The sequence below is a fragment of the Mesorhizobium shangrilense genome (genome assembly GCF_028826155.1).
GTDB classification, from domain to species: Bacteria; Pseudomonadota; Alphaproteobacteria; order Rhizobiales; family Rhizobiaceae; genus Arvimicrobium; species Arvimicrobium flavum.
Genome location: NZ_JAQGPN010000001.1, coordinates 4,527,501 through 4,551,939, shown reverse-complemented (window position 1 = coordinate 4,551,939; position 24,439 = coordinate 4,527,501). Strand labels below are relative to the sequence as shown.

Below are 24,439 nucleotides of genomic sequence, written 5' to 3'. Positions count from 1 at the left end.
TACAATGTCAGGACGATCTTTTGGAAGGCAGGCGGGCGCATTGCGGTTCGCCGCATCTTGCCTATATGCATGGTCATCGTTTCCCCGCCAAAACATTTTTCATGCAGCCGATTCTGTCCATCCGCGACCTTTCGAAAACCTATGCCAACGGTTTCAGCGCCCTGAGCCGCGTCAGTCTGGACGTGCGCAAGGGCGAGATCCTGGCGTTGCTCGGGCCCAACGGCGCCGGCAAGACGACGCTGATCAGCATCGTCTGCGGCATCGTCAATCCGACCTCGGGCAGCGTGACCGTGGACGGTTACGACATCATCAGCAACTATCGCGAGGCGCGCTCGATGATCGGGCTGGTGCCTCAGGAACTCACCACCGACGCCTTCGAGACAGTCTGGGCGACCGTCACCTACAGCCGTGGGCTCTTCAACAAGCCGAGGAATCCGCAATTCGTCGAAAAAGTCCTTCGCGACCTCTCTCTGTGGGACAAGAAGGACAACAAGATCATGACGCTGTCGGGCGGCATGAAGCGCCGCCTGATGATCGCCAAGGCCCTGTCCCACGAGCCGCAGCTGCTTTTCCTGGACGAGCCGACCGCCGGCGTCGACGTCGAGCTCAGGCGCGACATGTGGAACCTCGTGAGGACGCTGCGCAACACCGGCGTCACCATCATCCTCACCACCCATTACATCGAGGAGGCCGAGGAGATGGCCGACCGCGTCGGCGTCATCAGCCGTGGCGAGCTGATGCTGGTGGAGGAGAAGTCGGCCCTGATGCGCCAGTTCGGCCGGAAGCACCTGACGCTCGAACTGCACGAGGCCTTGCCGGCTATTCCGGAGCAGCTGGCGAAGTACCAGCTGGAGTTGCGCGACGAAGGGCGTGAGCTCGTCTTCTCCTATGACACGCGGGCCGAGCGGTCCGGCATGACGGCGCTGCTCAGCGACATCGCCGCAGCGGGCATACGCATCCGCGATCTCAAGACCGAGCAGACCTCCCTTGAGGAGATCTTCGTCAGCCTGGTGAGGCAGCCCAAATGAACCTGCGCGCGATTCAGGCGATCTATACCTTCGAGATGGCGCGGGCCTTCCGCACCCTGCTGCAGAGCATCGTGTCGCCGGTCGTCTCGACCTCGCTCTATTTCGTCGTCTTCGGCGGCGCCATCGGCTCGCGCATCCAGGAGGTCGACGGCGTCAGCTACGGCAGCTTCATCGTGCCGGGCCTGATCATGCTGTCGCTGCTCACCCAGAGCATCTCCAACGCGTCTTTCGGCATCTATTTCCCAAAATTCGTCGGCACCATCTACGAGCTGCTCTCGGCGCCGGTCTCCCATGTGGAGATCGTCATCGCTTATGTCGGCGCGGCTGCGACCAAGTCGATGATGCTGGGGATCATCATTCTTGCCACGGCCGCGCTGTTCGTGCCCCTCAGGATCGAACATCCCTTCATCATGCTGCTTTTCCTCGTCCTGACGGCGACGACCTTCAGCCTGTTCGGCTTCATCATCGGCATCTGGGCGGACGGCTTCGAGAAGCTGCAACTGATACCGCTTCTCATCGTCACGCCGTTGACCTTCCTTGGCGGCAGCTTCTACTCGATCGACATGCTGCCGCCGTTCTGGCACACGATCTCGTACTTCAATCCCGTGGTTTACCTGGTCAGCGGTTTCCGCTGGAGTTTCTTCGGCTCGGCCGACGTGGGCGTCGGCGTCAGCCTCGCCATGACCTTCGCGTTCCTGGCGGTCTGCATCGCGGTCGTTTCCTGGATCTTCCGCACCGGCTACAAGCTGAAGCAGTGAGTTTCCGAGGATCGTCCCAGGCCCGGCGGGGCGGTCGTCGGTGATGGGCCGCGGCAAGAGCCATTGCTTCCAAATCCCCGCCGCATTGGGTAGAATGCCGGCCGTGAGATCAGCGAGGCAGAGCCATGAGCGAAGCCGGCGACATGTTGGTTTTGCTGCGGCAGTTTGTCGAGCCGGCCGTAGTCGACGCGATCAAGGACCTCGTCGAGCATGGCAAGGACCACCAACTCTCGCGTATCAACGTCCTCGCCTTTGCGGAGCGCAACGGCCTTGACGAGGAGGCGTCGGTCGCGGCCTTCCTGCATGCCGCGCGCATCGGCATGTTCGACATTTCCTGGAACGTGCTGTGCCCCGGCTGCGGCGGCGTGCTCGACACCAATGCCTCGCTGAGCACGATCCGCAAGGACGAATACGTCTGCGCGCTTTGCGCCGATACCTACAGGCCGACGCTTGACGAGCTGGTGGAGGTGACTTTCACCGTCAGTCACCGCGTGCGCAGGATCGCCGCCCACATGCCGGACGAGCTGCCGCTCGGTGAATACTACCGACAGATGTACTGGGGTTCCGGCATCGACGTGCCCGACGAGTCCTACGATGCGCTCTTCGATGAGTTCACCATCGATCACGTGGAGCTCGAGCCGGGCGAGAAGGCGGTGCTGTCCCTCCAGCTTCCGGCCGAGTTCATCATCGTCTTCGAGCCGGTGACGCATTCGGCGCAATTCCTGGACGTCAAGGGCGAGCCGACCAGGGAGCGGCAGGCCCTGTCGCTCAGCTTCGACCGCGAGCACACGCACAACCAGACCATCGAAATGCGGCCGGGCCCGCTCCGGCTGGTGCTGGAGAACCGGACCGACCGTCGGGCGCTGCCCAGCATCTGCATCGCCGGCGAAGCGCTGCACCACATGCTGGGCAGCCGGCGGCCGTTCCTGACCGCCAAGCGCCTGCTCACCAACCAGACCTTTCGCGATCTCTACCGGACCAACACGCTGGATCTCGACCAGCGGCTCAAGATCACCAGCCTGACCTTCCTTTTCACCGACCTGCGCGGCTCGACCGAGCTCTACGAGCGGGTAGGGGACCTTGTCGCGTTCGACCTCGTGCAGGCGCATTTCCGCGTGCTCAACCAGATCGTCGCAGCCGAGGCCGGCGCGGTCGTGAAGACGATCGGCGACGCGGTGATGGCGACCTTCCCGACGCCGGACCGCGCCGTCGCCGCGGCGTTGCGCATGCGCGAGGCGATGCGGCGGCTGAATGCGGAGAACGGAAGCGAGGATCTGCTCCTGAAGATCGGCGTCCACGAGGGACCCTGCATCGCGGTGGCCATGAACGAGCGGCAGGACTATTTCGGCCAGACCGTCAACATAGCCTCGCGCGTGCAGGGCCTGGCTGACTCGCAGTCGATCTTCGTCACCGCGGCGGTGGTGGACGACGCCAGGACGGCCGAGCTGTTGCGCGGCAAGGCGCTGGAGCCCGAGGTTCACGCGGCGATGCTGCGCGGCATCGAGCGCGAGTTCCAGGTCTACGCCATTCCATAAGGCGTCCGTCCCGCGCCCTCGGCTGAACGATGCCCCGAGCGCCGTTAATCCTGCAGGCTGTGTTCGCGCGCGATGCGCTCTGCGACGAGTTCCTGCATGCGCCACAGATGGCGGTCGTGGATGCCCATGGCCTCGAGATTCAACACGGTGGCGTGAAGGTATTGCGCCATCGAGCCGCGGAACCCGCAGGCCTTCGCAAGCACGTCGGCGACTGCGTCGTCAGCCAGGTTCTGGTAGCGGCCGCTGTTGCGGTCCATGACGAATGTCAGCGCGCGGACCGGACCGTCTTCGGTCTCCACCTTGATCCAGCGTGGTGGAAACGCGGTGGGCACCATACTCATCTCGCGCCGGATCAGCCTGTCGAGGTTCGCCTTCCGCGTGGCCTCCGGCAGTCGGTAGACAACTCCTGTGCACTGGCCGCCGCGATCAAGCGCCATCATCAGCCCGGGCCGCTCGACGCTGCCGCGGAACCGGTAGTCCCAGCCGAGGCAGAAGGTGCGTCGCCAGCCGCGCGCTCGCGCGATGCGGGCTTCGTCGTGTTCGAACTCGGGGTTCCAGATCAGCGACCCATAGGCGAACAGCCACAATGGACCCGGCGGGGCGCCTGCCTGGATCTCGGCCACCACGCGTTCGTAGTCCGCATCGGTTGCGGGCGTTCGGCCCACGAAGACGTGCGGACCGGGATCGGCGATGGTCTTGGCGACCGCCGCCAGATGATGCTCGCCGAGCCGCATCGTTCTCCGTCTTGTTCCGACCACTGGCGTCTCCGGGTTCGCTTGCCGTTTGGTCATGCTCGCCGAGAAGGTGCGGTTGCGCAAGCCGGGGATGTGCCGCCCGGCGGGCCTCATTCGGGATGGCGGCCGGTCCGCCCCGCATGCAGCCCAACATAGCGCGCCGCAGGCCGGATGAGCTTCCCGCTCGCCAGTTGCTCCGCGCCATGGGCAATCCAGCCCGCGGTGCGTGCGATCGCAAACAGGGCAATCTCCGCGCCCGGGGGGAGGCCGAGCGTGCGCGCCATTACGGCAAGGGCGTAGTCGATGTTGGGGAACAGCCCGGTGGCGTCCGAAATCAGGGCTGGCGCCTCGACGGCAAGCCTCCGATCGGCGCCCGCGCGGACCAGCGCGGCAAGCAGGTCGTCGGCGCGCGGGTCGCTGGAGCGGTAGACCTTGTGCCCAAAGCCCGGGATCTGCTCGCCGAGCGTCACATGCGTGCGCACGACCTGCTCCAGGTCACCCTCCGCAACCGCAAGGACGCCGACGAACTGCGCCGCCAGCAGGGCGGCGCCGCCGTGCTTCGGCCCCTTGAGCGCCACGAGCCCTGCGACGGTCGCGTCATAGAGCGAGAGCCCTGTCGAGACGGCGCAGCGCAACGTGTAGGTCGATGGATTGAACTCATGGTCGGCGAGCAGCACCAGCGCCCTTCGGATCAGGCTTTCGGCCTGCCGCTCTCCTTCGGCCCACTGCCGCGCGATCTGGACATGGACGGGATCGGCCGACGCCGGTGTGCCGAGGATTGCCGTCGTGACCAGCCTGACAATGCGCGCGCCGATGCGCGCCCGGCCTTCCGCCGAGCGGTTGAAGGCCTGGCCGTCGGCGCTGGTCGCCAATGCCAGCGTGGCAATAGCGCGCGGCAGCGGATCCGCCTGCGCGCAGGCATCCATCACCGCGCGCATGGCCTGGTCCATCACCGGCAGGTTGCCAGGCTCGAAGGGATCGATGCCGCTGACATCCCACAGGAGCGTCGCCGCCTGTTCGAGGCTTGCCTCGGCTGCCAGGGGGACGGCCCGCACGCCGCGATAGATCTGTCCGCCATCGTCGATGGTGCTGACGGCGGTTTCGATCGCCTGCTGCTCGACGTCGCTGCGCTGTGCGGCCGGCATGCTGCGTCGGCCCTTCAGCGCCCGCACGTCTTCTGCTCGATAGCGCCGCTCGCGCGAGGACTCGGCAGGCTCCGAGCGGATCAGGCCGCGGCTGACATAGGCGTAGAGCGTTGCAGGCGAGACCGACAGCTCGCCGGCCGCCTGGCGGGCAGTGAGATAGAGCGGATCGCGGGGATTTTTCATATTGATCAAGCTAATCAAGATTGATCAATATGAAAAGAGCCATGATCTTGCGGGGAAAGACATGGAGAAAGACAATGACACACCACCCCAAGTCCCTGATCGGTCTCGACGGCGTCGCCGCGGCCGAGACGCGCCTGTCGCATATCGACGGCGAGCGCGGTGTGCTGGTCATCGCCGGTGAGGCGGTGGAGCGGCTGGCCCTGGAAGCCGGCTTCGAGGAGGTCGCCGCACGCCTTTGGTCGCTTGCCGACGCGCAGCAGCGCGACGCCACGTCGGTCGGCGCGGCCTTGGCGACCGCGCGCCTGCGCGCCTTCGACCGCCTGCCCGCCATGCTTGCCGTCACCGAAGGCATGCCGATCGTCGCCGCTTTCCGTGCTGCCGTCGCGGCATTGCAGCCGGATCCGGACCTTCCGCCCGAAGCCGCTATCGTCGGGGCCATGCCGGTCATTGCGGCGGCACTCGTCCGCGCCCGGCAGGGCGAACAGCCGGTTGCGCCCTCCGCGGACCTCCCGCACGCCGCCGATACCCTGCGCATGATCCGGGGCGTCGCGCCTTCGGACGCAGAAGCCAAGGCGCTCGATACCTATCTCGTCACCGTCTCCGACCACAGCATGAACGCCTCCACCTTCGCCGCCCGCGTCGTCGCCTCGACAGGTGCCGGCCTCTTCATGGCGGTCACCGCAGGCTACTGTGCGCTTACCGGGCCGCTGCACGGCGGCGCGCCCGAGCCTGTGCTGGAGATGCTCGATGCCATCGGCAGGCGCGAGAACATCGCGCCATGGATCGACGCCGCCCTTGTCCGCGGCGAGCGGCTGATGGGCTTCGGCCACCGTGTCTACCGCGTCCGCGACCCCCGGGCGGACGTGCTGAAGCATGCGGTCGGTCTGCTCGGCAGGAGCGAGGCGGAGCTCGGCCTCGCGGCCGAGGTGGAGGCCTATGCGCGCCAGGCGCTCGCCAGGGCCAAGCCAGACCGGGCTCTGGATACCAATGTCGAGTTCTACACCGCCATCCTGCTCGATGCTCTCGGCATCCCGCGCCAGGCCTTCACGCCGATCTTCGCCGCCGCCCGCGCAGCCGGATGGACCGCGCATGCGCTTGAACAGCAGAAGAATGGCCGTCTGCTCAGGCCTGCCGCGGCCTATGTCGGGACGATGCCGGCCGGTTAGCCGCGCCCCGTCCGGCAGACCTGCGGGCCGGATGTCGCGCCTTCGCCTCAAAAGCTTGCAGATGCTTGTCGTTTTGGCTAAGGAGGCCGCGCATTTCGCGCCTCGGCTCGACCGAGGCGCTTTCGTTTGGTTTTACCGCCTCGGCGGATTTTCCAGGGCGTTCTGACACATGGCGCGTATCGTGATGAAATTCGGCGGGACTTCGGTCGCCGACATCGCTCGCATCCGTAATGTGGCGCGCCACGTCAAACGTGAGGTCGACGCCGGCAACGAAGTCGCAGTCGTGGTTTCGGCCATGGCGGGCAAGACCAACGAACTGGTCGCCTGGACGCGCGAAGCCTCGCCGATGCACGACGCGCGCGAATATGACGCCGTGGTCGCCTCCGGCGAGCAGGTGACCGCCGGCCTTCTGGCGATCACGCTGCAGAACATGGGCGTCAACGCCCGCTCCTGGCAGGGTTGGCAGATCCCGATCAAGACCGACGGCGCCCATGGCGCCGCGCGCATCACCGACATCGACGGCTCTTTCCTGATCAAGCGCTTCGGCGAGGGTCAGGTGGCCGTGGTCGCCGGCTTCCAGGGCATCGCGCCCGACAACCGCATCGCGACGCTCGGTCGCGGCGGCTCGGACACCAGCGCGGTCGCGATCGCCGCCGCGGTGAAGGCCGACCGCTGCGACATCTACACCGACGTCGACGGCGTCTACACCACCGACCCGCGCATCGAGCCCAAGGCGCGCCGCCTTGACAAGATCACTTTCGAGGAAATGCTCGAGATGGCCTCGCTCGGCGCCAAGGTGCTTCAGGTGCGCTCCGTCGAGCTCGCCATGGTGCACAAGGTGCGCACCTTCGTCCGCTCCTCCTTCGCGGAGCCGGACGCGCCCGGCATGGGCGATCTCTTGAATCCGCCTGGAACGCTTATTTGCGACGAGGATGAAATCGTGGAACAGCAAGTCGTCACCGGTATCGCCTATGCCAAGGACGAGGCGCAGATCTCGCTTCGTCGCGTCGCCGACCGCCCGGGCGTGGCCGCCGGCATCTTCCTGCCGCTGGCCGAGGCCAACATCAATGTTGACATGATCGTCCAGAACATCTCCGAGGACGGCAAGTCGACCGATATGACGTTTACCGTGCCTTCGGGCGACACCGCCAAGGCGCTGGCCGTTCTGGAACGCGTGAAGGACACGGTCGGCTTCGACGTCGTCCAGCACGAGGAAGGCATGTCGAAGGTGTCGGTCATCGGCATCGGGATGCGCAGCCACGCCGGCGTCGCCGCCACGGCCTTCCGCGCCCTTGCCGAAAAATCGATCAATATCCGTGCAATCACCACGTCCGAGATCAAAATCTCGATACTGATCGACGGTCCATACACGGAACTTGCGGTTCGGACTTTGCATTCCGTGTATGGTCTGGATAAGCACTAAGTCGGATTGGTATTGATTTTCCCGGATTCGCCGGTGGGCCGCGCGCTCTCCGGCCATAGCCGTTGGAGAGACGACTTGAATGCGTGATATGGCCGCCGGCCCACGCGTATTGCTGAAAAGGCTCCGCGAGCTCATGGCGGAGCCGCTCGAGCCGCAGGCGCGGCTCGATCGCATCGTGCGTGAGATCGCGTCCAACATGGTCGCCGAGGTCTGCTCGCTCTATATCCTGCGCGCCGACTCCGTCCTCGAACTCTATGCCACCGAGGGTCTGAACCCCGGTGCCGTCCACTTGGCGCAGCTCCGGCTGGGGCAGGGCCTCGTCGGCACCATCGCCGCCAGCGCGCGGCCGCTGAACCTCTCCGACGCTCAGCAGCACCCGGCCTTCACCTACCTGCCGGAGACGGGCGAGGAGATCTACAACTCCTTCCTCGGCGTGCCGGTGCTGCGCGCGGGGCGCACGCTCGGCGTCCTCGTCGTCCAGAACCGAACCAAGCGCGTCTATCGCGAGGACGAGATTGAAGCCCTCGAGACGACGGCCATGGTCATCGCCGAGATGATCGCCACCGGCGACCTCGTGCGGTTGACGCGGCCGGGCCTCGAACTCGACCTGACGCGTCCCGTCACAATTGACGGCCTTTCCTTCAACGAAGGCATCGGCCTCGGTCACGTCGTCCTGCACGAGCCGCGCATCGTCGTCACCAACCTGTTCAACGAGGACAGCGACCAGGAGGTCGAGCGCCTCGACACGGCTCTGGGCTCGCTGCGCCTGTCCATCGACGACATGCTGTCGCGCCGCGACGTCGCCTTCGAGGGCGAGCATCGCGCCGTCCTTGAGGCGTATCGCATGTTCGCCAACGACCGCGGCTGGGTGCGACGGCTGGAAGAGGCTGTGCGCAACGGCCTCACCGCGGAGGCGGCGGTCGAGAAGGTGCAGAGCGACATGCGCGCGCGCATGCTGCACATGACCGACCCGTATCTTCGCGAGCGCATGAGCGACTTCGACGATCTCGCGAACCGGCTCCTGCGCCAGCTCCTGGGCCGTGGCCCCGAGGATGTGGCCGCCTCGCTGCCGAAGGACGCCATCATCGTCGCCCGCTCGATGGGCGCGGCCGAACTGCTCGACTATCCGCGCGACAAGCTGCGCGGCCTAGTGCTCGAGGACGGTGCGGTGACCAGCCACGTCGTCATCGTGGCGCGCGCCATGGGGATTCCCGTCGCCGGCCAGATGAAGGGCGCCGTCTCCATGGCGGAGAACGGCGACGCCATCATCGTCGACGGCGAAGAGGGCGTCATCCACCTGAGGCCCCAGCCCGACCTTGAGGCGGCCTATTCGGAGAAGGTGCGGTTCCGCGCCCGCCGGCAGGAGGTCTACCGCGAGCTGCGTTCAAAACCGTCGGTTTCCAGGGACGGCGTCAAGGTCGATCTGCTGATGAACGCCGGGCTTGCGGTGGATCTGCCGCAGCTTGCCGACTCAGGGGCGGCGGGCATTGGCCTGTTTCGCACAGAACTGCAGTTCATGGTCGCCGCCGCGTTTCCGCGCGCCGAGCAGCAGGAGCGGCTCTACCGCGACGTCCTCGACGCCGCGCGCGGCAAGCCGGTCACGTTCCGCACCATCGACATCGGCGGCGACAAGGTCCTGCCCTATTTCAAGACTGTGGCGCACGAGGAGAATCCGGCGCTGGGCTGGCGCGCCATCCGGCTGACCCTCGACCGTCCCGGCCTGCTCAGGACCCAGGTCCGCGCCCTGTTGCGCGCCGCCGGCGGGCGCGAGCTCAGGCTGATGCTGCCGATGGTCACCGAACTCGGCGAGATCGCGCAGGCCCGCGAATTGATCGACCGCGAGGTCCGCCATCTGTCGCGCTTCGGCCACGACCTGCCGAACATTTTGAAGGTCGGCGCCATGCTGGAGGTGCCGTCGCTGCTGTGGCAGCTCGACGAACTGATGGCGGCGGTCGACTTCGTCTCCGTCGGCTCCAACGACCTGTTCCAGTTCGTCATGGCGACGGACCGCGGCAACACCCAGCTCTCCGACCGCTTCGACCCGCTGTCGGTGCCGTTCCTGCGCGTCCTGAAGCAGATCGCGGCGGCCGGCGCACGGACGGGAACGCCGGTCACCCTGTGCGGCGAGCTTGCCGGCAAGCCGATTTCGGCTCTCGCCCTGATCGGCGTCGGTTTCCGTTCCATCTCGATGTCGCCGGCGTCGATCGGCCCGGTCAAGGCAATGCTTCTCGAGACGCCGATCTCGGAGCTGAAGACCTTCTTCGACGACAACCTGGAAGGCCCGAGCGCCCAGCTGCCGATGCGGGCGCTGCTGCACACCTTCGCAGCCGACCACAACATCCCGATCTGACAAGGCGCAGCTCCGAGCGAAGAGAACACGCGAGCGTCGGCAGGGGCAGCAAACCGTCAAAGCGCCTCGCTGCCGCCTGAAACTTTGACACGCCCGACTAGTCTACGCTCATCCCGCATGTGAGATTGGCCACCGCGCCGGACATTGCCGCGGCCTGGTTCGAGGCGAGGAACGCCGCCGTGTTGGCGACGTCGGCCAGCGTCGGCAGCCTCTTTGTCAGCGTCATGCCTTCGAGGACGCCGATGAACTCGTCGCGCGGCACCGGGAAATCGGCTTCCGACATTGTCTCGCCGATGCGCTGCGGCCGAATGCACACGACGCGCACGCCCTGCGGGCCGAACTCAGCGGCAAGCGTGCGCGACAGGCCTTCGACCGCCGCGCAGGCGACGCCGAAGCCGCCGGTGCCCGCCAGCGCCAGCCGCGCCGGCGAGGCGGAGAGGGTCAGGATCACGCCTGAGTCCTTTTTCACCATGTGGCGGCCCGCGGCTCGCGCGGTGAGGAACTGGGAGCTGGTCCACGTCGCTATGGGGAAGGAAAAATCCCGCGGCGAGAGATCCATCAACGGCACGCCCTGCACCGGCTGGAAGCCCATGGCGTTGAGCATGACGTCGATGCCGCCCCATCGTTCGGCGACCTCCGCGGTATGCCGCTCGACGGCTGTTTCGTCGAGTGCGTCGACGACTGCCGTCTGCGCCTTCCCGCCCGACGCCCTGATGTCGGCGGCGACCGCCTCCACGGATGCCGCATGGCGTCCGCTGAGGAACACGCTTGCGCCTTCGCGGGCGAAGGCCTTGGCGACTGCGCCGCCGATGGCCCCGCCGCCGCCGAAGACGATCGCTGTCTTTCCGTCCAGGAGCATCGCTCTCCCCTCCATGTCGCTTAGATGCGGTAGGCTGCGTCAGGCCGGTATCCGCCGGTCGTATTCGTCGCGCAGGCGGCTCCATCCGTCCCAGAACGGCTCGGGCTCCTTGCCTGTCGCGCGGGCGACGAGGATGTCGAGATGCATATGCCAGCCGGCGCCGATCATCAGCATGTTGGCGCGATCGGAGATGCGGCGATGGATGATGGTGAGCAGCACCTGTTTGCCCGTCGGTTCGAGCTCGAAGGAAACCTCACCGCTGGCTCCCCAGGTGAAGGCGACCTTCCGGAACGGATCGAACACCGTAATGCGGCTTTCCATCCGGTGTTCTTCGGCGAACCCGGCCGGCCGCTGGCCCGACGGATCGGTCAATTCGTCGTTCCGCCAGACGAGCTCGAAAGGCGCGCCGACCTTGGCGTCCATCTGACCGGACGCCAGCCATTGCCGGCGCAGATCGCTGTCGGTGAGATATGCCCACACGCGCTCGATGGGGCCGGGCAGAAGGCGCTCGATCCTCAATGTGGCGGGCTCGGTCTGAACGGCATAGGCGTCGATGGTGGAGAGTTCGGTCATCGGTCGTCTCCTTTCTTGGGGGTGGTGCGTTGGCGTTCGTCTTCCTTGCGGAGAAGGCTTTCCAGCACATCCAGGCGGCCGCTCCAGAAGCGCTCGTAGAAGCCCAGCCATTCGTGGGCGCTGGCGAGCGGTCCGGGCTCGAGACGGCACAGATGCATGCGGCCACGTACCTCGCGCCGGATCAGTCCGGCGCTCTCTAGCACCTTGATGTGCTTGGATGCCGCCGCCAGCGAGATGGCAAATGGTTCCGCAAGCGCGCCGACCGTGCGCTCGCCGCCGGCAAGCTCGCGCAGCATCCGTCGCCGCGTGGCGTCGCCGAGGGCGTGGAAGACGGCGTTCAGCTGAGGTGTTTGTAATTCAACCATGTGGTTGAATATAAGGGAGTGCTAAACGAGAGTCAACCAATTGGTTGAATGATTGACGAAGCTGGTGAGCCTGGAGCGCCGGGCGCGGCCGCCGATCGCCCATGACGTTCCTGGCTGACGGTCAGATCGTCACGGCGCTCGAAATCGCGACGTCCGAGAAAGATCCTCGCGTTGAGCTTTCACGCGATCTCCGTTATTTCCCCTCCGGTATAGAGAGCGCCAAGCATGATAAACCTCCCACGCGACCGAATGGATCAAGTCGTCAAGCGTTTCGACATGCTCGAAGCGCAGATGGCCGCCGGTCCCGAGCCCGACGCATATGTGAAGATGGCGTCCGAGTATGCCGACCTGCAGGAGATCGTCGGCAAGGTGCGTGATCTGCGTGCGGCCGAGGCCGAGGCCGCGGACCTGGGCGCCATGCTGGACGACAAGGCGACCGACGACGAAATGCGCGAATTGGCGGAAGCCGATCTCCCCGGCGTCGAGGAGCGGATCGAGGCCTTGCAGCACGACATCCAGATCCTGCTGCTGCCGAAGGACGCCGCCGACGAAAAGAACGCCATTCTCGAGATTCGCGCCGGCACCGGCGGCGACGAGGCGTCGCTGTTCGCCGGCGACCTTTTCCGCATGTACGAGCGCTACGCCGCAAGCCAGGGCTGGCGCGTCGAGGTGGCGTCCACCAGCGAGGGCGAGGTCGGCGGCTTCAAGGAAATCATCGCGACCGTCTCCGGCAAGGGCGTCTTCGCCAAGCTGAAGTTCGAGTCAGGCGTGCATCGTGTGCAGCGTGTGCCGGAAACCGAAGCGCAGGGCCGCATCCATACCTCCGCCGCCACCGTGGCCGTGCTGCCGGAAGCCGCAGACGTCGACATCGAGATCCGGAACGAGGACATCCGCATCGACACCATGCGGGCGTCAGGCGCTGGCGGCCAGCACGTCAACACCACCGACTCGGCGGTTCGCATCACTCACATCCCGACCGGCATCATCGTGGTGCAGGCGGAGAAGTCGCAGCACCAGAACCGTGCCCGCGCCATGCAGATTCTTCGCGCGCGCCTCTACGACATGGAGCGCAGCCGGATGGCCGACGAGCGGTCGGAGTCGCGCAAGCTGCAGGTGGGGTCTGGCGATCGTTCGGAGCGCATCCGGACCTACAACTTCCCGCAGGGCAGGGTGACAGACCACCGGATCAACCTGACGCTCTACAAGCTCGACCGGGTGATGGAGGGTGAACTCGACGAAATCGTCGATGCGCTGATCTCGGACCACCAGTCGAAGCTCCTGGCGGACGTGGCCGATGGCTAGAGCGAGATGACGCGTCGCACGCCGTCCCGCATGCCGTTTGCTCGCAGCAGCCCGCGATGACACTTGCCGAAACCCTGCGCCGTGCGCGCGCCCGCCTGCGCGGGGCCGGCGTCGAGACACCGGATCTCGATGCCCGCATCCTGGTCGAGCATTTTTCGGGCACGAATCGCACGGATGCGATTCTCTCCCCCGATCGCACGCTGGATCAGGCCACCGTCGACGCCGTCGAGACTGCGCTCGATCGTCGCATTTCGGGCGAACCAACGTATCGGATCCTTGGATACAGGGAGTTCTACGGGCTCAAGCTGAAATTGTCGGCCGGCACGCTCGAGCCTCGCCCGGACACGGAAACGCTGGTCGACAAGGTCTTACCGTATCTGCGCGAGCAGGTGAAAGCAGGCGAACGCCCCCGCATACTCGATCTCGGCACGGGCACCGGCGCGATCGCGCTTGCGCTGCTGAGCGCCGTGTCTGAGGCGAGCGCCGTGGGCGTCGACGTTTCGTCCGACGCGCTGGCGACGGCGCAGGCAAATGCGGAGGCGCTGGGGCTTTCCGACCGCTTCGAGGCGCGGTCTTCCGACTGGTTTTCGGCGATTACAGAAAAATTTCATGCAATCGTCTCGAACCCGCCCTATATACGCACCCAAGCGGTGAATGCGCTGTCGCGTGAGGTTCGGGGCTTCGATCCGGAGCGTGCGCTGGACGGCGGCGAGGATGGGCTGGATGCCTACCGCACAATCGCGTCACAGGCGGCAAGTCATCTGGAGCACGGCGGGTGCGTTGCGGTTGAGATCGGCTTTGACCAGAGACTGGATATCGAAAGGCTGTTTCTCCGCGCCGGCTACGCGTTGAACGAGGTCGGCGTCGATCTTGGCGGACACCAGCGTGTGCTAGTGTTTTCCAAGGCTTGAGGGCCAGAAACGGTGAATAAACCGCTTGGCAATAGGGATGAATGTCGCTAGGGTCCGGCCAACCGGATGAAACGAAGCAGGCATGAACCCTGGCGATTCGGTTCCCTTGGAACAGAGATAGCGGTTCGGCGATTTGACGCTCGTGCTTTGTGCGGGGTGTCCGGGCACAGATAGAAACCGAACTGGGTGACACGTCGCGCGAGCGCGAGTGAGGCGGGCAAAACCGCCGGAATGGTTCAAACGGCGCTGGGACCGTTTGTCGGCAATCTTTCAAATGAAGAGAAAAGAATGAGGCCACAACAGCAGAACAGGCGCATGCGCGGGCGCAACAACAACAATAATAACAACAATAACAACAACCGCCGCGGCCCGAACCCCCTGACCCGTACCTATGAGAGCAACGGGCCGGACGTGAAGATTCGCGGCTCTGCGCAGCAGATCGCCGAAAAATACACGACCCTCGCCCGTGACGCGCAAAGCTCCGGCGATCGCGTGATGGCGGAGAACTACCTGCAGCACGCCGAGCACTACAACCGCATCATCGCGGCCGCCCAGGCGCAGATGCCGATCCAGAACGTCCAGCAGCAGCGCAATGATCTCGACGACGAGATCGATGAGGATGGCGAGGAGTTCTCGGTTCAGCAGAACGGCAATCTCGGGCAGCAGCCGCAGCAGCAATCGCCACAGCCGCAGGTGGTTGATGATGGATCGGGTCCGCAGCCGGTCATCGAAGGAACCCCGGCCGAGGTCGCTCTCAATGCCGAGGTTGCCGGCAACAACGACGGCGAGCAGGAGCAGCCGGTCGTGAACGGCAAGGACGCCCATCAGGCCAGTGAGGCAGAAGGCGAAGCCGCGCCGCGGCGTCCGCGCCGGCCGCGCCGCAGCCGTGCCCGTCCTGCGGGTGGCGAGGGCGCCGAAGCCGCCGGCGAGCAGGGCGAGGCCGAGGCGTCGCCGGTAGCGGCGTCCGACGGGCCTGCGATGGAAACCGTCGAGAACTGACCTTTTTCGGTCGCTTGACAGAGTATTGACGGCGGGGCCTGCGGTCCCGCCGTTTTCTTTTCCGGCACTGCCCTCCGGCGTCTTGAGAGGTGCGACCCGCTATCCCATATCTGCCGTGAAATGGACCTGGCTCAATGAGCAGGCCCGTCACCCTTGGCTAGGCTGTGCCGCAAAGCGGGCAGTCTGCAGAACGGAGACAGATATGAACCTCGAGAAGTATTCCGAGCGCGTGCGCGGCTTTATCCAGTCTGCGCAGACAATGGCGCTCTCGCGCAACCACCAACAGTTCACCCCCGAGCACATCCTGAAGGTCCTCGTCGATGACGAGGAGGGGTTTGCCGCTTCGCTCATCGACCGCGCCGGCGGAGATTCGAAGGCCGTGAGGCTGGGCGTCGAATCTGCGCTCAGCGCATTGCCGCGCGTCGAGGGCGGCAACGGCCAGCTCTACCTCGCCCAGCCTTTGGCAAAGGTCTTTTCCACGGCAGAGGACCTCGCCAAGAAGGCGGGCGACAGTTTCGTGACGGTCGAGCGCCTGCTGCAGGCGCTGGCGATGGAAAAATCCGCCAAGTCGTCGGAAATCATGTCCAAGGCCGGCGTCACTCCGCAGGCGTTGAACCAGGTCATCAATGACATCCGCAAGGGACGCACCGCAGATTCGGCGGGCGCCGAGCAGAACTACGACGCGCTGAAGAAATATGCTCGAGACCTCACGGCGGAGGCGCGCAGCGGCAAGCTCGATCCGGTCATCGGCCGCGACGACGAGATCCGCCGCACTATCCAGGTGCTGTCGCGCCGCACCAAGAACAATCCGGTGCTGATCGGCGAGCCGGGCGTCGGCAAGACGGCCATCGTCGAAGGCCTTGCGCTCCGCATCGTCAATGGCGACGTGCCGGAGAGCCTCAAGGACAAGACGCTGATGGCGCTCGACATGGGCGCGCTGATCGCCGGCGCGAAGTATCGCGGCGAGTTCGAGGAGCGGCTGAAGGCCGTCCTGTCCGAGGTCACCGCGGCCGCCGGCGGCATCATCCTGTTCATCGACGAGATGCACACGCTGGTCGGCGCGGGCAAGGCCGACGGCGCCATGGATGCGTCCAACCTGCTGAAACCGGCGCTCGCGCGCGGCGAACTGCACTGCGTCGGGGCCACCACGCTCGACGAGTACCGCAAGCATGTCGAGAAGGACGCCGCGCTCGCACGGCGCTTCCAGCCGGTCTTCGTCGAGGAGCCGACGGTGGAGGACACCATCTCGATCCTGCGCGGCATCAAGGAGAAGTACGAGCAGCATCACAAGGTGCGCATCTCGGACTCTTCGCTCGTTGCGGCCGCCACGCTCTCCAACCGATACATTACCGACCGCTTCCTGCCCGACAAGGCGATCGACCTCGTCGACGAGGCGGCGTCGCGGCTGCGCATGCAGGTCGATTCCAAGCCTGAGGCGCTGGACGAGATCGACCGTCGCATCCTGCAGCTGAAGATCGAGCGTGAGGCGCTCAAGCTTGAGCAGGACGAGGCTTCGAAGGATCGCCTGGTCCGGCTGGAGAAGGAGCTTGCCTCGCTCGAGGAGGAATCGACCGCGATGTCGGCTGCCTGGGCGGCCGAGAAGGCCAAGCTCGGCCTGGCCGCGGACCTCAAGAAGGAGCTCGACGAGGCGCGCAACCAGCTCGCCATCGCGCAGCGCAAGGGCGAGTTCCAGCGCGCCGGCGAGCTTGCCTACGGCAAGATCCCGGAACTCGAGAAGAAGCTGAAGGAGGCCGAGGCCGAGGACGGCAAGGGCGGCATGGTGCAGGAGACGGTGACGCCGGACAACATCGCCCATGTGGTCTCTCGCTGGACAGGCATTCCGGTCGACAAGATGCTGGAGGGCCAACGCGAGAAGCTGTTGCGCATGGAAGACGAGATCGGCAAGCGCGTCGTCGGCCAGGGCGAGGCCGTGCAGGCGGTTTCCAAGGCCGTGCGAAGGGCGCGAGCCGGGCTCCAGGATCCCAATCGACCGCTCGGCTCGTTCATGTTCCTCGGGCCCACGGGCGTCGGCAAGACCGAACTCACCAAGGCGCTTGCCCAGTTCCTGTTCGACGACGAGCACGCCATGGTGCGCATCGACATGTCTGAGTTCATGGAGAAGCACTCGGTCGCCCGCCTCATCGGCGCGCCTCCCGGCTATGTCGGCTACGAGGAGGGCGGCGCGCTCACCGAGGCGGTCCGCCGCCGGCCCTACCAGGTCGTGCTGTTCGACGAGGTCGAGAAGGCGCATCCGGATGTCTTCAACGTGCTCCTGCAGGTGCTGGACGATGGTCGCCTGACCGACGGCCAGGGCCGCACCGTCGACTTCCGCAACACGCTGATCATCATGACCTCGAACCTGGGTTCCGAGTATCTCGTGAATCTCGGCGAGGGCCAGGACGTCGACGACGTGCGCGACGAGGTGATGGGCGTGGTGCGGGCTTCGTTCCGGCCGGAGTTCCTGAACCGGATCGACGAGATCATCCTGTTCCACCGGCTGCGCCGGCAGGACATGGACAAGATCGTCACCATCCAGCTCGGGCGGCTGGAGAAGCTGCTCGTCGATCGCAAGATCACCCTGGCGCTCGACGACGACGCCATCGAGTGGCTTGCCGCCAAGGGCTACGACCCCGCCTATGGCGCGCGCCCGCTGAAGCGCGTGCTGCAGAAGGAACTGCAGGATCCGCTCGCCGAAAAGATCCTGCTCGGCGACGTCAAGGATGGCGCGACGGTGAAGATCACCGCCGGTTCCGACCGCCTGAACTTCCGTGCGAAGCAGGCTGCGGTCGAGAAGGACGGGGAAGCCGAAGCCGCGTAACGCGTCGCGATCACTATCTCCTCTCCCCCGCAACCGGGGGAGAGGTTCTTCACAAGCCGATGAGATGCGGCGCCCCCGTCAGACCGGGTTCTGCCGGAACAGTTCGCCGACCAGCCAGCTATCCAGATAGGCGCGAACTTCGACGATTCGCTCATCCGCGAAGCGGCACAGCCAGCAATAGCGGTTGTCGAACCGCATGCCGTTCCGCGCCGTCGCCATCGAACGGAGTCGACGATCGCCCAGTCGCCATCCATGAGGACGTTTTCGGTCGACAGTTGTGCACCCTGCGGCAACACCTTTGCCAGCTTCGCGAAGGTGCCCGCCAGAAAATCCTGTTTCGAACGGTAGCGGCCGGCAAGCGGGTGCGTGCCCTGCACCGTCCAGTCGACGTCGTCGGCGACGTGCTCGAAGAAACCAGCCCCGTCGCCTTGCTCGAGATGCGCGAACAGGTTCCTCACGGTCTGCTTGTCCATGGGTCTCTCCCTCACAGGCAAAGGCAATGGCGTTTCAGAACGGAAATCGGTGAGGTCGCGCCTGATGGTGACATGCAGTGGCGGATGACGACCGTCGCCGGATAAATCTTCCCGAGTGTCTTCGAAGTAAGTCCGGGATGTTCTGGAGCACGAGCGCCAGACATGATATGCACAGTATCAAGGCTGGGCGGTCTATGCGAGGATTAGAAGCGCGTATGACGATCAGCTGCGGCCATGATGGCGGTCGATATCTCCGTGGATCCTCATAGTAATTCCAGATGACGCTGTGCTTCGCACCGCGTCGGGCTCTCGTATTTCGAAAGGTGAATAGACAAGAAGAGAGGAGAGAAACATGAAGACGTTCGCTTGGTTCGGGACGGTTTTGGCAGTCGCGACATCGGTTACGTTCGGCGCGAGCGCCGAGACCAAGAAATTCGGCTCTGAAGCCGGGTGGGACATATTCATCAATACTGACATGGGGCCTGGTTGCCTGATCGCCCGCAAACTCTCCCCCGAAGCCCAGGTCGTGATGGGCATCGACGCGACCGCCGATCTGCGCGGCTACATCGCCCTGTACACGAAGGAGGATGCAGCAGTCGCTTCCGGCGAGAAGCTTTCCGTGATCTTCGACGTCGACGGCCAGCAGTTTTCGGGAAATGCGACCGGTCAGCGCATGGAAGGTTTCCGGGGAGCCTTTGTCCCGGTCAACAATATCGACTTCATCTACGATCTGGCGAAGAAGAACACGTTGACCATCACGCCCAAGGGCCGCGAGCCGATCGTGCTGAGCCTCAAGGGAACGGACGCGGCGTTCAAGTCTCTGCGCGCGTGCCAGGAAGCCCAATAGCCGATTTGGCGGGCGGCGCGCCGGGAACCGGAATGCTTGGCCGTCTCCCCGTGCCAAAAGATAAATAAGGGCTTGATCTGGCGACGGCCCTTCGGAAAGGTCCAACCCCTTTTCGAAGGTCACCTTCGCGTCGAGCCAAGCCCAAGAAAAGCAAAACCGCTCCCGAAGAAGCCAGTGACACTCGACGACTACAACCGCTTCTGCGCCGCGCTCCCGGCAACCTCGCATGTCGTGCAGTGGGGAGGAGCACATGTCTGGAAGGTCGGCGACAAGGTTTTTGCCATAGCCGGCTGGGATGAAGGCCGCGAGGTCGCGGTGACCTTCAAGGTTTCCGACGCGGCTTACGACATTCTGAAGGATCAGCCCGGTTTGCGGCCAGCGCCCTATCTGGCCTCGCGCGGCATGAAGTGGATCCAGCGCCGAACGTCGGAAACGATGGACGGCGCGGCGCTGAGGGACTATTTGCGTGAAAGCCACCGGCTGGTGGCGGCCAAGCTCACCGCCAAGGCAAGGACCGCGCTCGGCCTCACGGCGATGTGAGCGCAACCCTGCGGTGCGACGCGACGGACTTTCGCCCGGGCAAGGCTTTCGGCCATCTTCACGCCCCGTTCATAATGGAACGAATAACTTCGAATCGGCATTTCCCGCGTGTGGGATGCCGTCATGGACGGCGGCTGTCGGCGTCGGCAGCGCAGACTGGAGAAATGGATAATGCTGGCCAAGCGCCTGATGTTGCCCGCTGTCGCAATGCTCGCGGTTGCTTCGCTGAGCGGCGCGGCGGTGGCGGCGGTGCCCGACATGCAAGCCGATCGCATCTATGTGGCGAAGGCCCCTGCCGGCATCCAGATGGCACAGATGCGCGAGGTCGAGGTCTACTACGACCGCTATGGGCGTGAGGTGCTGGTCGATCCGCAGACCGGCCAGGTGATCGCCGTCGAGCCGCGGCGTCTCACCCGCGGCGAATGGCGCCGCATGCAGCGCGAGCGCCAGATCTTCCAGGACGACGGCTACGAGGACGGGGTCGTGCTGGAGCGGCCGCGGTTGCTGCGCGAACGACGCGGCGGCTATGACGAGGTTTATCCGGAGTACCCGGGCGAAGCCTACGAGGAATTTCCTGAGCCGCCGCGCGACGGGGCAGGCGAGGAGCCGACCGTCGTGACGCGACAGCCGGTCGAGCGCAGGCCGCTCGGCGAGGCGCCGGCGATGCGTGACGACGGCACCGAGACCGCGGCGGTCGAGCCCGAAGGCGGGCTCTCCACGGGGGCGACCCCGCCGGCCGAAGACGCGTTCGTCCCGCCGGCGGCAGGCATCGAGCCGACGCCGTCCTTCAGCGCCCGCAAGGAGGTAGCCGAACTTCAGATCCTGCTTGACCGCATGGGCGCGTCGCCGGGCGTGATCGACGGGCGGTTCGGCTCGAACGTCGACAAGGCGCTGGCTGCCTACCGGGAGTTGTCGGGCGACAACCTGAAGTCGACCGACGTCGAAGGCATCAAGCGGCGACTCGCAGAGAGCGGCGGCGATGCTTTCGCCGACTATGTCATCACCGCGGAAGACGCTGCCGGGCCCTACGTCGCATCGGTGCCGGAGGACTACAGCGAGAAAGCCAGGCTCGAGCGGATGAGCTTCACGTCGGTCACCGAGATGCTGGCCGAGCGCTTCCACATGGACGAGGCCTATCTGAAGAGATTGAACCCCGACGCAAACTTCAACAGACCCGGTACCATCGTCAAGGTGGCGAATTTCGGCCGGCTGGTGTCGACGCCGGTGGCGCGCATCGTCGCCGACAAGGCCAGGAAGCAGGTGCGCGCCTATGGCGAGGACGGCCGCATGGTGGCGGTCTATCCTGCGACCATCGGGTCGGCCGACAACCCGTCGCCGACCGGCAATCATGCGGTGAGCCGCATCGCCTTCAATCCCAACTACACCTACAATCCGAAGATCAATTTCAAGCAGGGCAACAACGACAAGGTCCTCACCATCCCGCCGGGGCCGAACGGCCCGGTCGGCTCGATCTGGATCGCCTTGGACAAGCCGACCTATGGCATCCACGGCACGCCGGAACCTTCCAAGATCGGCAAGACGGAGAGCCACGGCTGCGTGCGCCTCACCAACTGGGACGCGCACGAACTCGCCAAGCTGGTCAAGCCGGGCGTGATGGTCGAGTTCTTGGACTAGTCTCCGCGACGGCCCCGGCGACGAGCGTCCCCAAGCGCGGCCGCGCTCAGCCGGAAACCTTGACGCTGGCGATGGTGAGCGCGTTGCGCTCCTGCTCCTTGAGCAGCGCGTCGATGCGATTGCGTTCGAGCTGGAACGCCTCGAGTTCAACCGCCTTGAGCACTTTGCCGGTCGGCAGGCGCACCCGCATCGGATCGACCTTGTTGCCGTTGACGATGAGCTCGTAGTGGAGATGGGCGCCAGTGGACAGCCCGGTCGAGCCGACATAGCCGATCACCTGGCCCTGCCGCACGCGCACGCCCGGCTTGATGCCCTTGGCAAAGGCGCTCTGGTGATTGTATGAGGTCTGATAGCCGTTGGCGTGGCGGATCATGATCTGCTTGCCGTAGCCGCTGGCCCAGCCGGCCTTCTCGACGACGCCGTTGCCCGACGCGATGATCGGCGTCCCGGAGCGCGCCCGCCAGTCGGTGCCGGTGTGCATGCGCGAATAGCCGAGGATCGGATGGCGTCGGGCGCCGAACCCGGAGCTGAACTGTCCGTTCGGAACCGGGTTGCGCAGCAGGAACTGCTTGGCGCTGCGGCCATCCTTGTCGAAATAGTCGATGGCGCCGTCTTCCATCTGGAACCGGTAGAGCGTGCGCGTGTTGCCGCCGAGGGTCGCCGAGACGTAGAGCAGTTCGGAATCCTCGGTCACGCGATCGTCTTCGTCGGGCTGCGAGAACAGGACCTCGATGCGGTCGGCCGGGTTGAGGCGCGACTGGAAATCCACGTCGGAAGCCAGCAGCCGGACAAGGCGGCGCGTCATGTCCTTCGACACGCCGTAGGAATAGGCGGCGCGGTAGATGCCGTCATAGACGCTGGGCAGGTTTCCGCGGACGGTCACCGGCAGTCGATCGTCGAAGGCGGCGGCGACATCCGGGCTGGGCTCAGGTTCGGCCGCCGGCACCAGCTGGCTCTTGTCGTCAACGGCGATGGTGACCAGATGGCGGGCGCGGTCGTAGACGCTGGCGCGCCTGATCTCGGCCCGGTCGCCGCGCACTTCGAGGCCGACGCGCAACACGGTCCCGGCTTTCAGCCTGTCGGCATGCATCAGCTTGGCGATGGCTTGCGACATGCGCACGGCATCGTCGCCATCGTAGCCCGATTCGGCGAAGGCCTCGGCGACGTCGCGCTCGGTCATGAAAGGAATGATGTCCTCGGCGTAGGACATCGCGTCGTCGTCAACCAGTTCGCGGGGAGCAACGGAGACATTTTCTTCGACGATTCGCACCCCGAGCGACGCCGTCAACGCCTGCGCTGCCAGCGAATCGCCGAAACGTTCGGGGTCGACGTAGTGTAGCGACGCTACCTGGACGGCGCCGTCGCTCAGCTCCGCGCTGGTCGAGCGCACCACCTTCTCCACGTCGGCGGTAGACAGGATGTTGGATTGGTCGAAGGAGGCCGTCGCGATGGGAAAGGCGACGCTCTTCAGGCTGACTTCGCTCTCCACCTTCTCGCCGTAGATCTGGCCCGTCAACGAGGGCGGGTTGGCGGCCTCGACGCCGTCTTCGGAGAAGACGTCGAGAGGATCGAAGGGAGGATAGCTCTTGCTGGTGGTGTGGCCGGCGGCGAGCGCCATGCTCACATTGATGAAGGGCGTCATGCGGATCACGTCGCGATCGCCGACCCGGCTGACTGTCGAGACTTCGAACCTGCGCCGGTCCCTCGCCTTGGCGATCTGGCGCGGCGGAGCGATGCGTGCGGCCTTGGCGATCGCGCCTTCATTGGCGAGGCCGACGGCGGCGATGTCGGCGATCTCCGGTGGCGTGGCGAGCTGCTCGCGGCCGTCCAGCGCCGCGAACAGCGCGACGCCCATCAATATGCTGGATGTGACGCCCGTGAGGAAAGTCCCGGAGAGCCAGCGCGCGGAAATCTCGCGGCGATCCGGCGGACGCGAGCGTCCGTCCGCGATCAGCGGCGGCTCGTGACCCAGTTCGGCTATGGTTCCCTCGGTATCGTCCATTAAACGGGCGACTTCATCCCCGGTCCGCACTTTGTTTATTGCCGCGACAATTGCCTGTCATGGCGCGTGAAGTCAACGAATCCGACGGACGGCTGCCGACCTCTCCTCAAAAGAACCCACCGCCGGCGAACCGGCGATCCCCATGGCTCACAAACGGCATGCGACGGCAATAAGGCGGCAATAGGGCTCGTGAGCCGCCTCCAGCCGTTAGGCTGAGCATCGTGATCCGGTGTCGACTGCCCTCGGATATGGAGTTCAGCACAGGTCGCACGGTTCAGGTTGATTGGCTTCGTGGTGGGCATTCGACGTTTGCGGGAGAGGGATGACGCAGTGCTTGAGATCCGCCTGAGTTGCCGCCAACATTAGGCACGAGCGCGCGCGCGAGGCGTTGAAATTTGGGGCTGCGTCGGTTGACGCAGGGTCTGCCTGGAGTTGCGAGGCTTGTCGCAAAAACTTCAAAAAAGCGGGAAATGTCTGTTGACACTTGGAAGGGGCGTGGCCTATATACGCCTCACCAACGACGGCGGCGACGCTGCTGGCGAGAAAGAAGTTCGCTTCTGAGTATCGCTGAGTTGGACGAAATCTCGAGAGCCGCGTGAGCGACCTCAACAGGCCCTGGAGCGAAGACGCGAAACGGGCTGCGACATTGCGCGAAGCGGTGTCTGTTCTTTGACAATTGAATATTGAAGAAAGAGAAACGTGGGCGGCAGAGTTCTGCTGGACCCGGAGCGGGGATGCAAATCCTCGCAGTGATGGGTCCGAACGAGACTTTGGCGGACACGTTTTTTGAGAG

At 65.2% G+C, this 24,439-nt stretch carries 19 protein-coding genes and 2 pseudogenes; 13 read left to right on the top strand and 8 right to left on the bottom strand.

Annotated elements, in window-relative coordinates; all coding sequences use genetic code 11:
* Positions 1-101: 101 nt before the first annotated feature.
* The 3 genes from PD284_RS21940 (at position 102) to PD284_RS21930 (ending at position 3,321) form a co-directional block, all read left to right on the top strand.
* Positions 102-1,028 carry an ABC transporter ATP-binding protein gene (locus PD284_RS21940; RefSeq protein WP_274630239.1) on the top strand — a complete coding sequence of 309 codons (927 nt, stop codon included), beginning with the start codon at positions 102-104 and terminating at the stop codon, positions 1,026-1,028.
* Positions 1,025-1,786: an ABC transporter permease gene (locus PD284_RS21935; RefSeq protein WP_274630238.1), complete on the top strand. Its 762-nt coding sequence runs from the start codon at positions 1,025-1,027 to the stop codon at positions 1,784-1,786. Before PD284_RS21940 ends, PD284_RS21935 begins: the two co-directional genes overlap by 4 nt.
* Positions 1,787-1,911: 125 nt before the next feature.
* Complete coding sequence (locus tag PD284_RS21930; RefSeq protein ID WP_274630237.1) at positions 1,912-3,321, top strand: adenylate/guanylate cyclase domain-containing protein; 1,410 nt, start codon at positions 1,912-1,914, stop codon at positions 3,319-3,321.
* A gap of 44 nt (positions 3,322-3,365) precedes the next feature.
* Here PD284_RS21930 and PD284_RS21925 read toward each other — a convergent pair whose 3' ends face one another.
* Together PD284_RS21925 and PD284_RS21920 are read right to left on the bottom strand one after the other, a co-directional pair.
* On the bottom strand, positions 3,366-4,055 hold the full coding sequence (locus PD284_RS21925; protein ID WP_274630236.1) for a gamma-glutamylcyclotransferase: 690 nt from the start codon (positions 4,053-4,055) through the stop codon (positions 3,366-3,368).
* Positions 4,056-4,165: 110 nt separating this feature from the next.
* Positions 4,166-5,383 carry a citrate synthase family protein gene (locus PD284_RS21920; RefSeq protein ID WP_274630235.1) on the bottom strand — a complete coding sequence of 406 codons (1,218 nt, stop codon included), beginning with the start codon at positions 5,381-5,383 and terminating at the stop codon, positions 4,166-4,168.
* Positions 5,384-5,457: 74 nt separating this feature from the next.
* Between PD284_RS21920 and PD284_RS21915 the strand changes: the two genes are divergently transcribed.
* The 3 genes from PD284_RS21915 (at position 5,458) to ptsP (ending at position 10,322) form a co-directional block, all read left to right on the top strand.
* Entirely contained in the window at positions 5,458-6,549 is a 1,092-nt protein-coding gene (locus PD284_RS21915; RefSeq protein WP_274630234.1) for a citrate synthase, read from the top strand.
* A 169-nt stretch (positions 6,550-6,718) separates the two neighbouring features.
* Positions 6,719-7,972 carry an aspartate kinase gene (locus PD284_RS21910; RefSeq protein WP_274630233.1) on the top strand — a complete coding sequence of 418 codons (1,254 nt, stop codon included), beginning with the start codon at positions 6,719-6,721 and terminating at the stop codon, positions 7,970-7,972.
* A gap of 79 nt (positions 7,973-8,051) precedes the next feature.
* Positions 8,052-10,322, top strand: a complete 2,271-nt coding sequence (gene ptsP, locus PD284_RS21905; protein WP_274630232.1) for a phosphoenolpyruvate--protein phosphotransferase — start codon at positions 8,052-8,054, stop codon at positions 10,320-10,322.
* A 97-nt stretch (positions 10,323-10,419) separates the two neighbouring features.
* Here ptsP and PD284_RS21900 read toward each other — a convergent pair whose 3' ends face one another.
* Genes PD284_RS21900 through PD284_RS21890 form a run of 3 tightly spaced genes read right to left on the bottom strand, consistent with a single transcriptional unit; the run spans position 10,420 to position 12,119 of the window.
* On the bottom strand, positions 10,420-11,181 hold the full coding sequence (locus tag PD284_RS21900; RefSeq protein ID WP_274630231.1) for an SDR family NAD(P)-dependent oxidoreductase: 762 nt from the start codon (positions 11,179-11,181) through the stop codon (positions 10,420-10,422).
* A 39-nt stretch (positions 11,182-11,220) separates the two neighbouring features.
* Positions 11,221-11,754, bottom strand: coding sequence for an SRPBCC family protein (locus PD284_RS21895; RefSeq protein WP_274630230.1), 534 nt, complete (start codon positions 11,752-11,754; stop codon positions 11,221-11,223).
* On the bottom strand, positions 11,751-12,119 hold the full coding sequence (locus PD284_RS21890) for an ArsR/SmtB family transcription factor (protein ID WP_274630229.1): 369 nt from the start codon (positions 12,117-12,119) through the stop codon (positions 11,751-11,753). The genes PD284_RS21895 and PD284_RS21890 overlap by 4 nt, the downstream gene beginning before the upstream one ends.
* 225 nt (positions 12,120-12,344) lie before the next feature.
* On the opposite strand from PD284_RS21890, the gene prfA reads away from it, so the two are divergent.
* From prfA to clpB, 4 genes and pseudogenes are all read left to right on the top strand, one after another.
* On the top strand, positions 12,345-13,421 hold the full coding sequence (gene prfA / locus PD284_RS21885; RefSeq protein WP_274630228.1) for a peptide chain release factor 1: 1,077 nt from the start codon (positions 12,345-12,347) through the stop codon (positions 13,419-13,421).
* Between the two features lie 56 nt (positions 13,422-13,477).
* A complete protein-coding gene (prmC, locus tag PD284_RS21880; protein WP_274630227.1) occupies positions 13,478-14,332 on the top strand; it encodes a peptide chain release factor N(5)-glutamine methyltransferase in 855 nt (284 codons plus the stop codon).
* A gap of 288 nt (positions 14,333-14,620) precedes the next feature.
* Positions 14,621-14,965: pseudogene (locus PD284_RS21875) on the top strand (DUF4167 domain-containing protein); the annotation flags it as partial.
* A 568-nt stretch (positions 14,966-15,533) separates the two neighbouring features.
* Positions 15,534-18,149, top strand: coding sequence for an ATP-dependent chaperone ClpB (gene clpB / locus PD284_RS21870; RefSeq protein ID WP_274630226.1), 2,616 nt, complete (start codon positions 15,534-15,536; stop codon positions 18,147-18,149).
* A 78-nt stretch (positions 18,150-18,227) separates the two neighbouring features.
* On the opposite strand, the gene PD284_RS21865 is transcribed toward clpB, so the two are convergent.
* Together PD284_RS21865 and PD284_RS26955 are read right to left on the bottom strand one after the other, a co-directional pair.
* Positions 18,228-18,368 carry a nuclear transport factor 2 family protein gene (locus tag PD284_RS21865; protein WP_274630225.1) on the bottom strand — a complete coding sequence of 47 codons (141 nt, stop codon included), beginning with the start codon at positions 18,366-18,368 and terminating at the stop codon, positions 18,228-18,230.
* A 2-nt stretch (positions 18,369-18,370) separates the two neighbouring features.
* Positions 18,371-18,622: pseudogene (locus PD284_RS26955) on the bottom strand (nuclear transport factor 2 family protein); the annotation flags it as partial.
* A gap of 352 nt (positions 18,623-18,974) precedes the next feature.
* Here PD284_RS26955 and PD284_RS21860 point away from each other — a divergent pair.
* From PD284_RS21860 to PD284_RS21850, 3 genes are all read left to right on the top strand, one after another.
* A complete protein-coding gene (locus tag PD284_RS21860) occupies positions 18,975-19,469 on the top strand; it encodes a hypothetical protein (RefSeq protein WP_274630224.1) in 495 nt (164 codons plus the stop codon).
* Positions 19,470-19,643: 174 nt separating this feature from the next.
* Complete coding sequence (locus PD284_RS21855) at positions 19,644-20,009, top strand: MmcQ/YjbR family DNA-binding protein (RefSeq protein ID WP_274630223.1); 366 nt, start codon at positions 19,644-19,646, stop codon at positions 20,007-20,009.
* Positions 20,010-20,180: 171 nt separating this feature from the next.
* The gene (locus PD284_RS21850) at positions 20,181-21,644 is read left to right on the top strand and encodes a L,D-transpeptidase family protein (protein ID WP_274630222.1); all 1,464 of its coding nucleotides are present in this window, start codon (positions 20,181-20,183) and stop codon (positions 21,642-21,644) included.
* 46 nt (positions 21,645-21,690) lie between these two features.
* Here PD284_RS21850 and PD284_RS21845 read toward each other — a convergent pair whose 3' ends face one another.
* Positions 21,691-23,646: a M23 family metallopeptidase gene (locus PD284_RS21845; RefSeq protein WP_274630221.1), complete on the bottom strand. Its 1,956-nt coding sequence runs from the start codon at positions 23,644-23,646 to the stop codon at positions 21,691-21,693.
* Positions 23,647-24,439 lie beyond the last annotated feature (793 nt).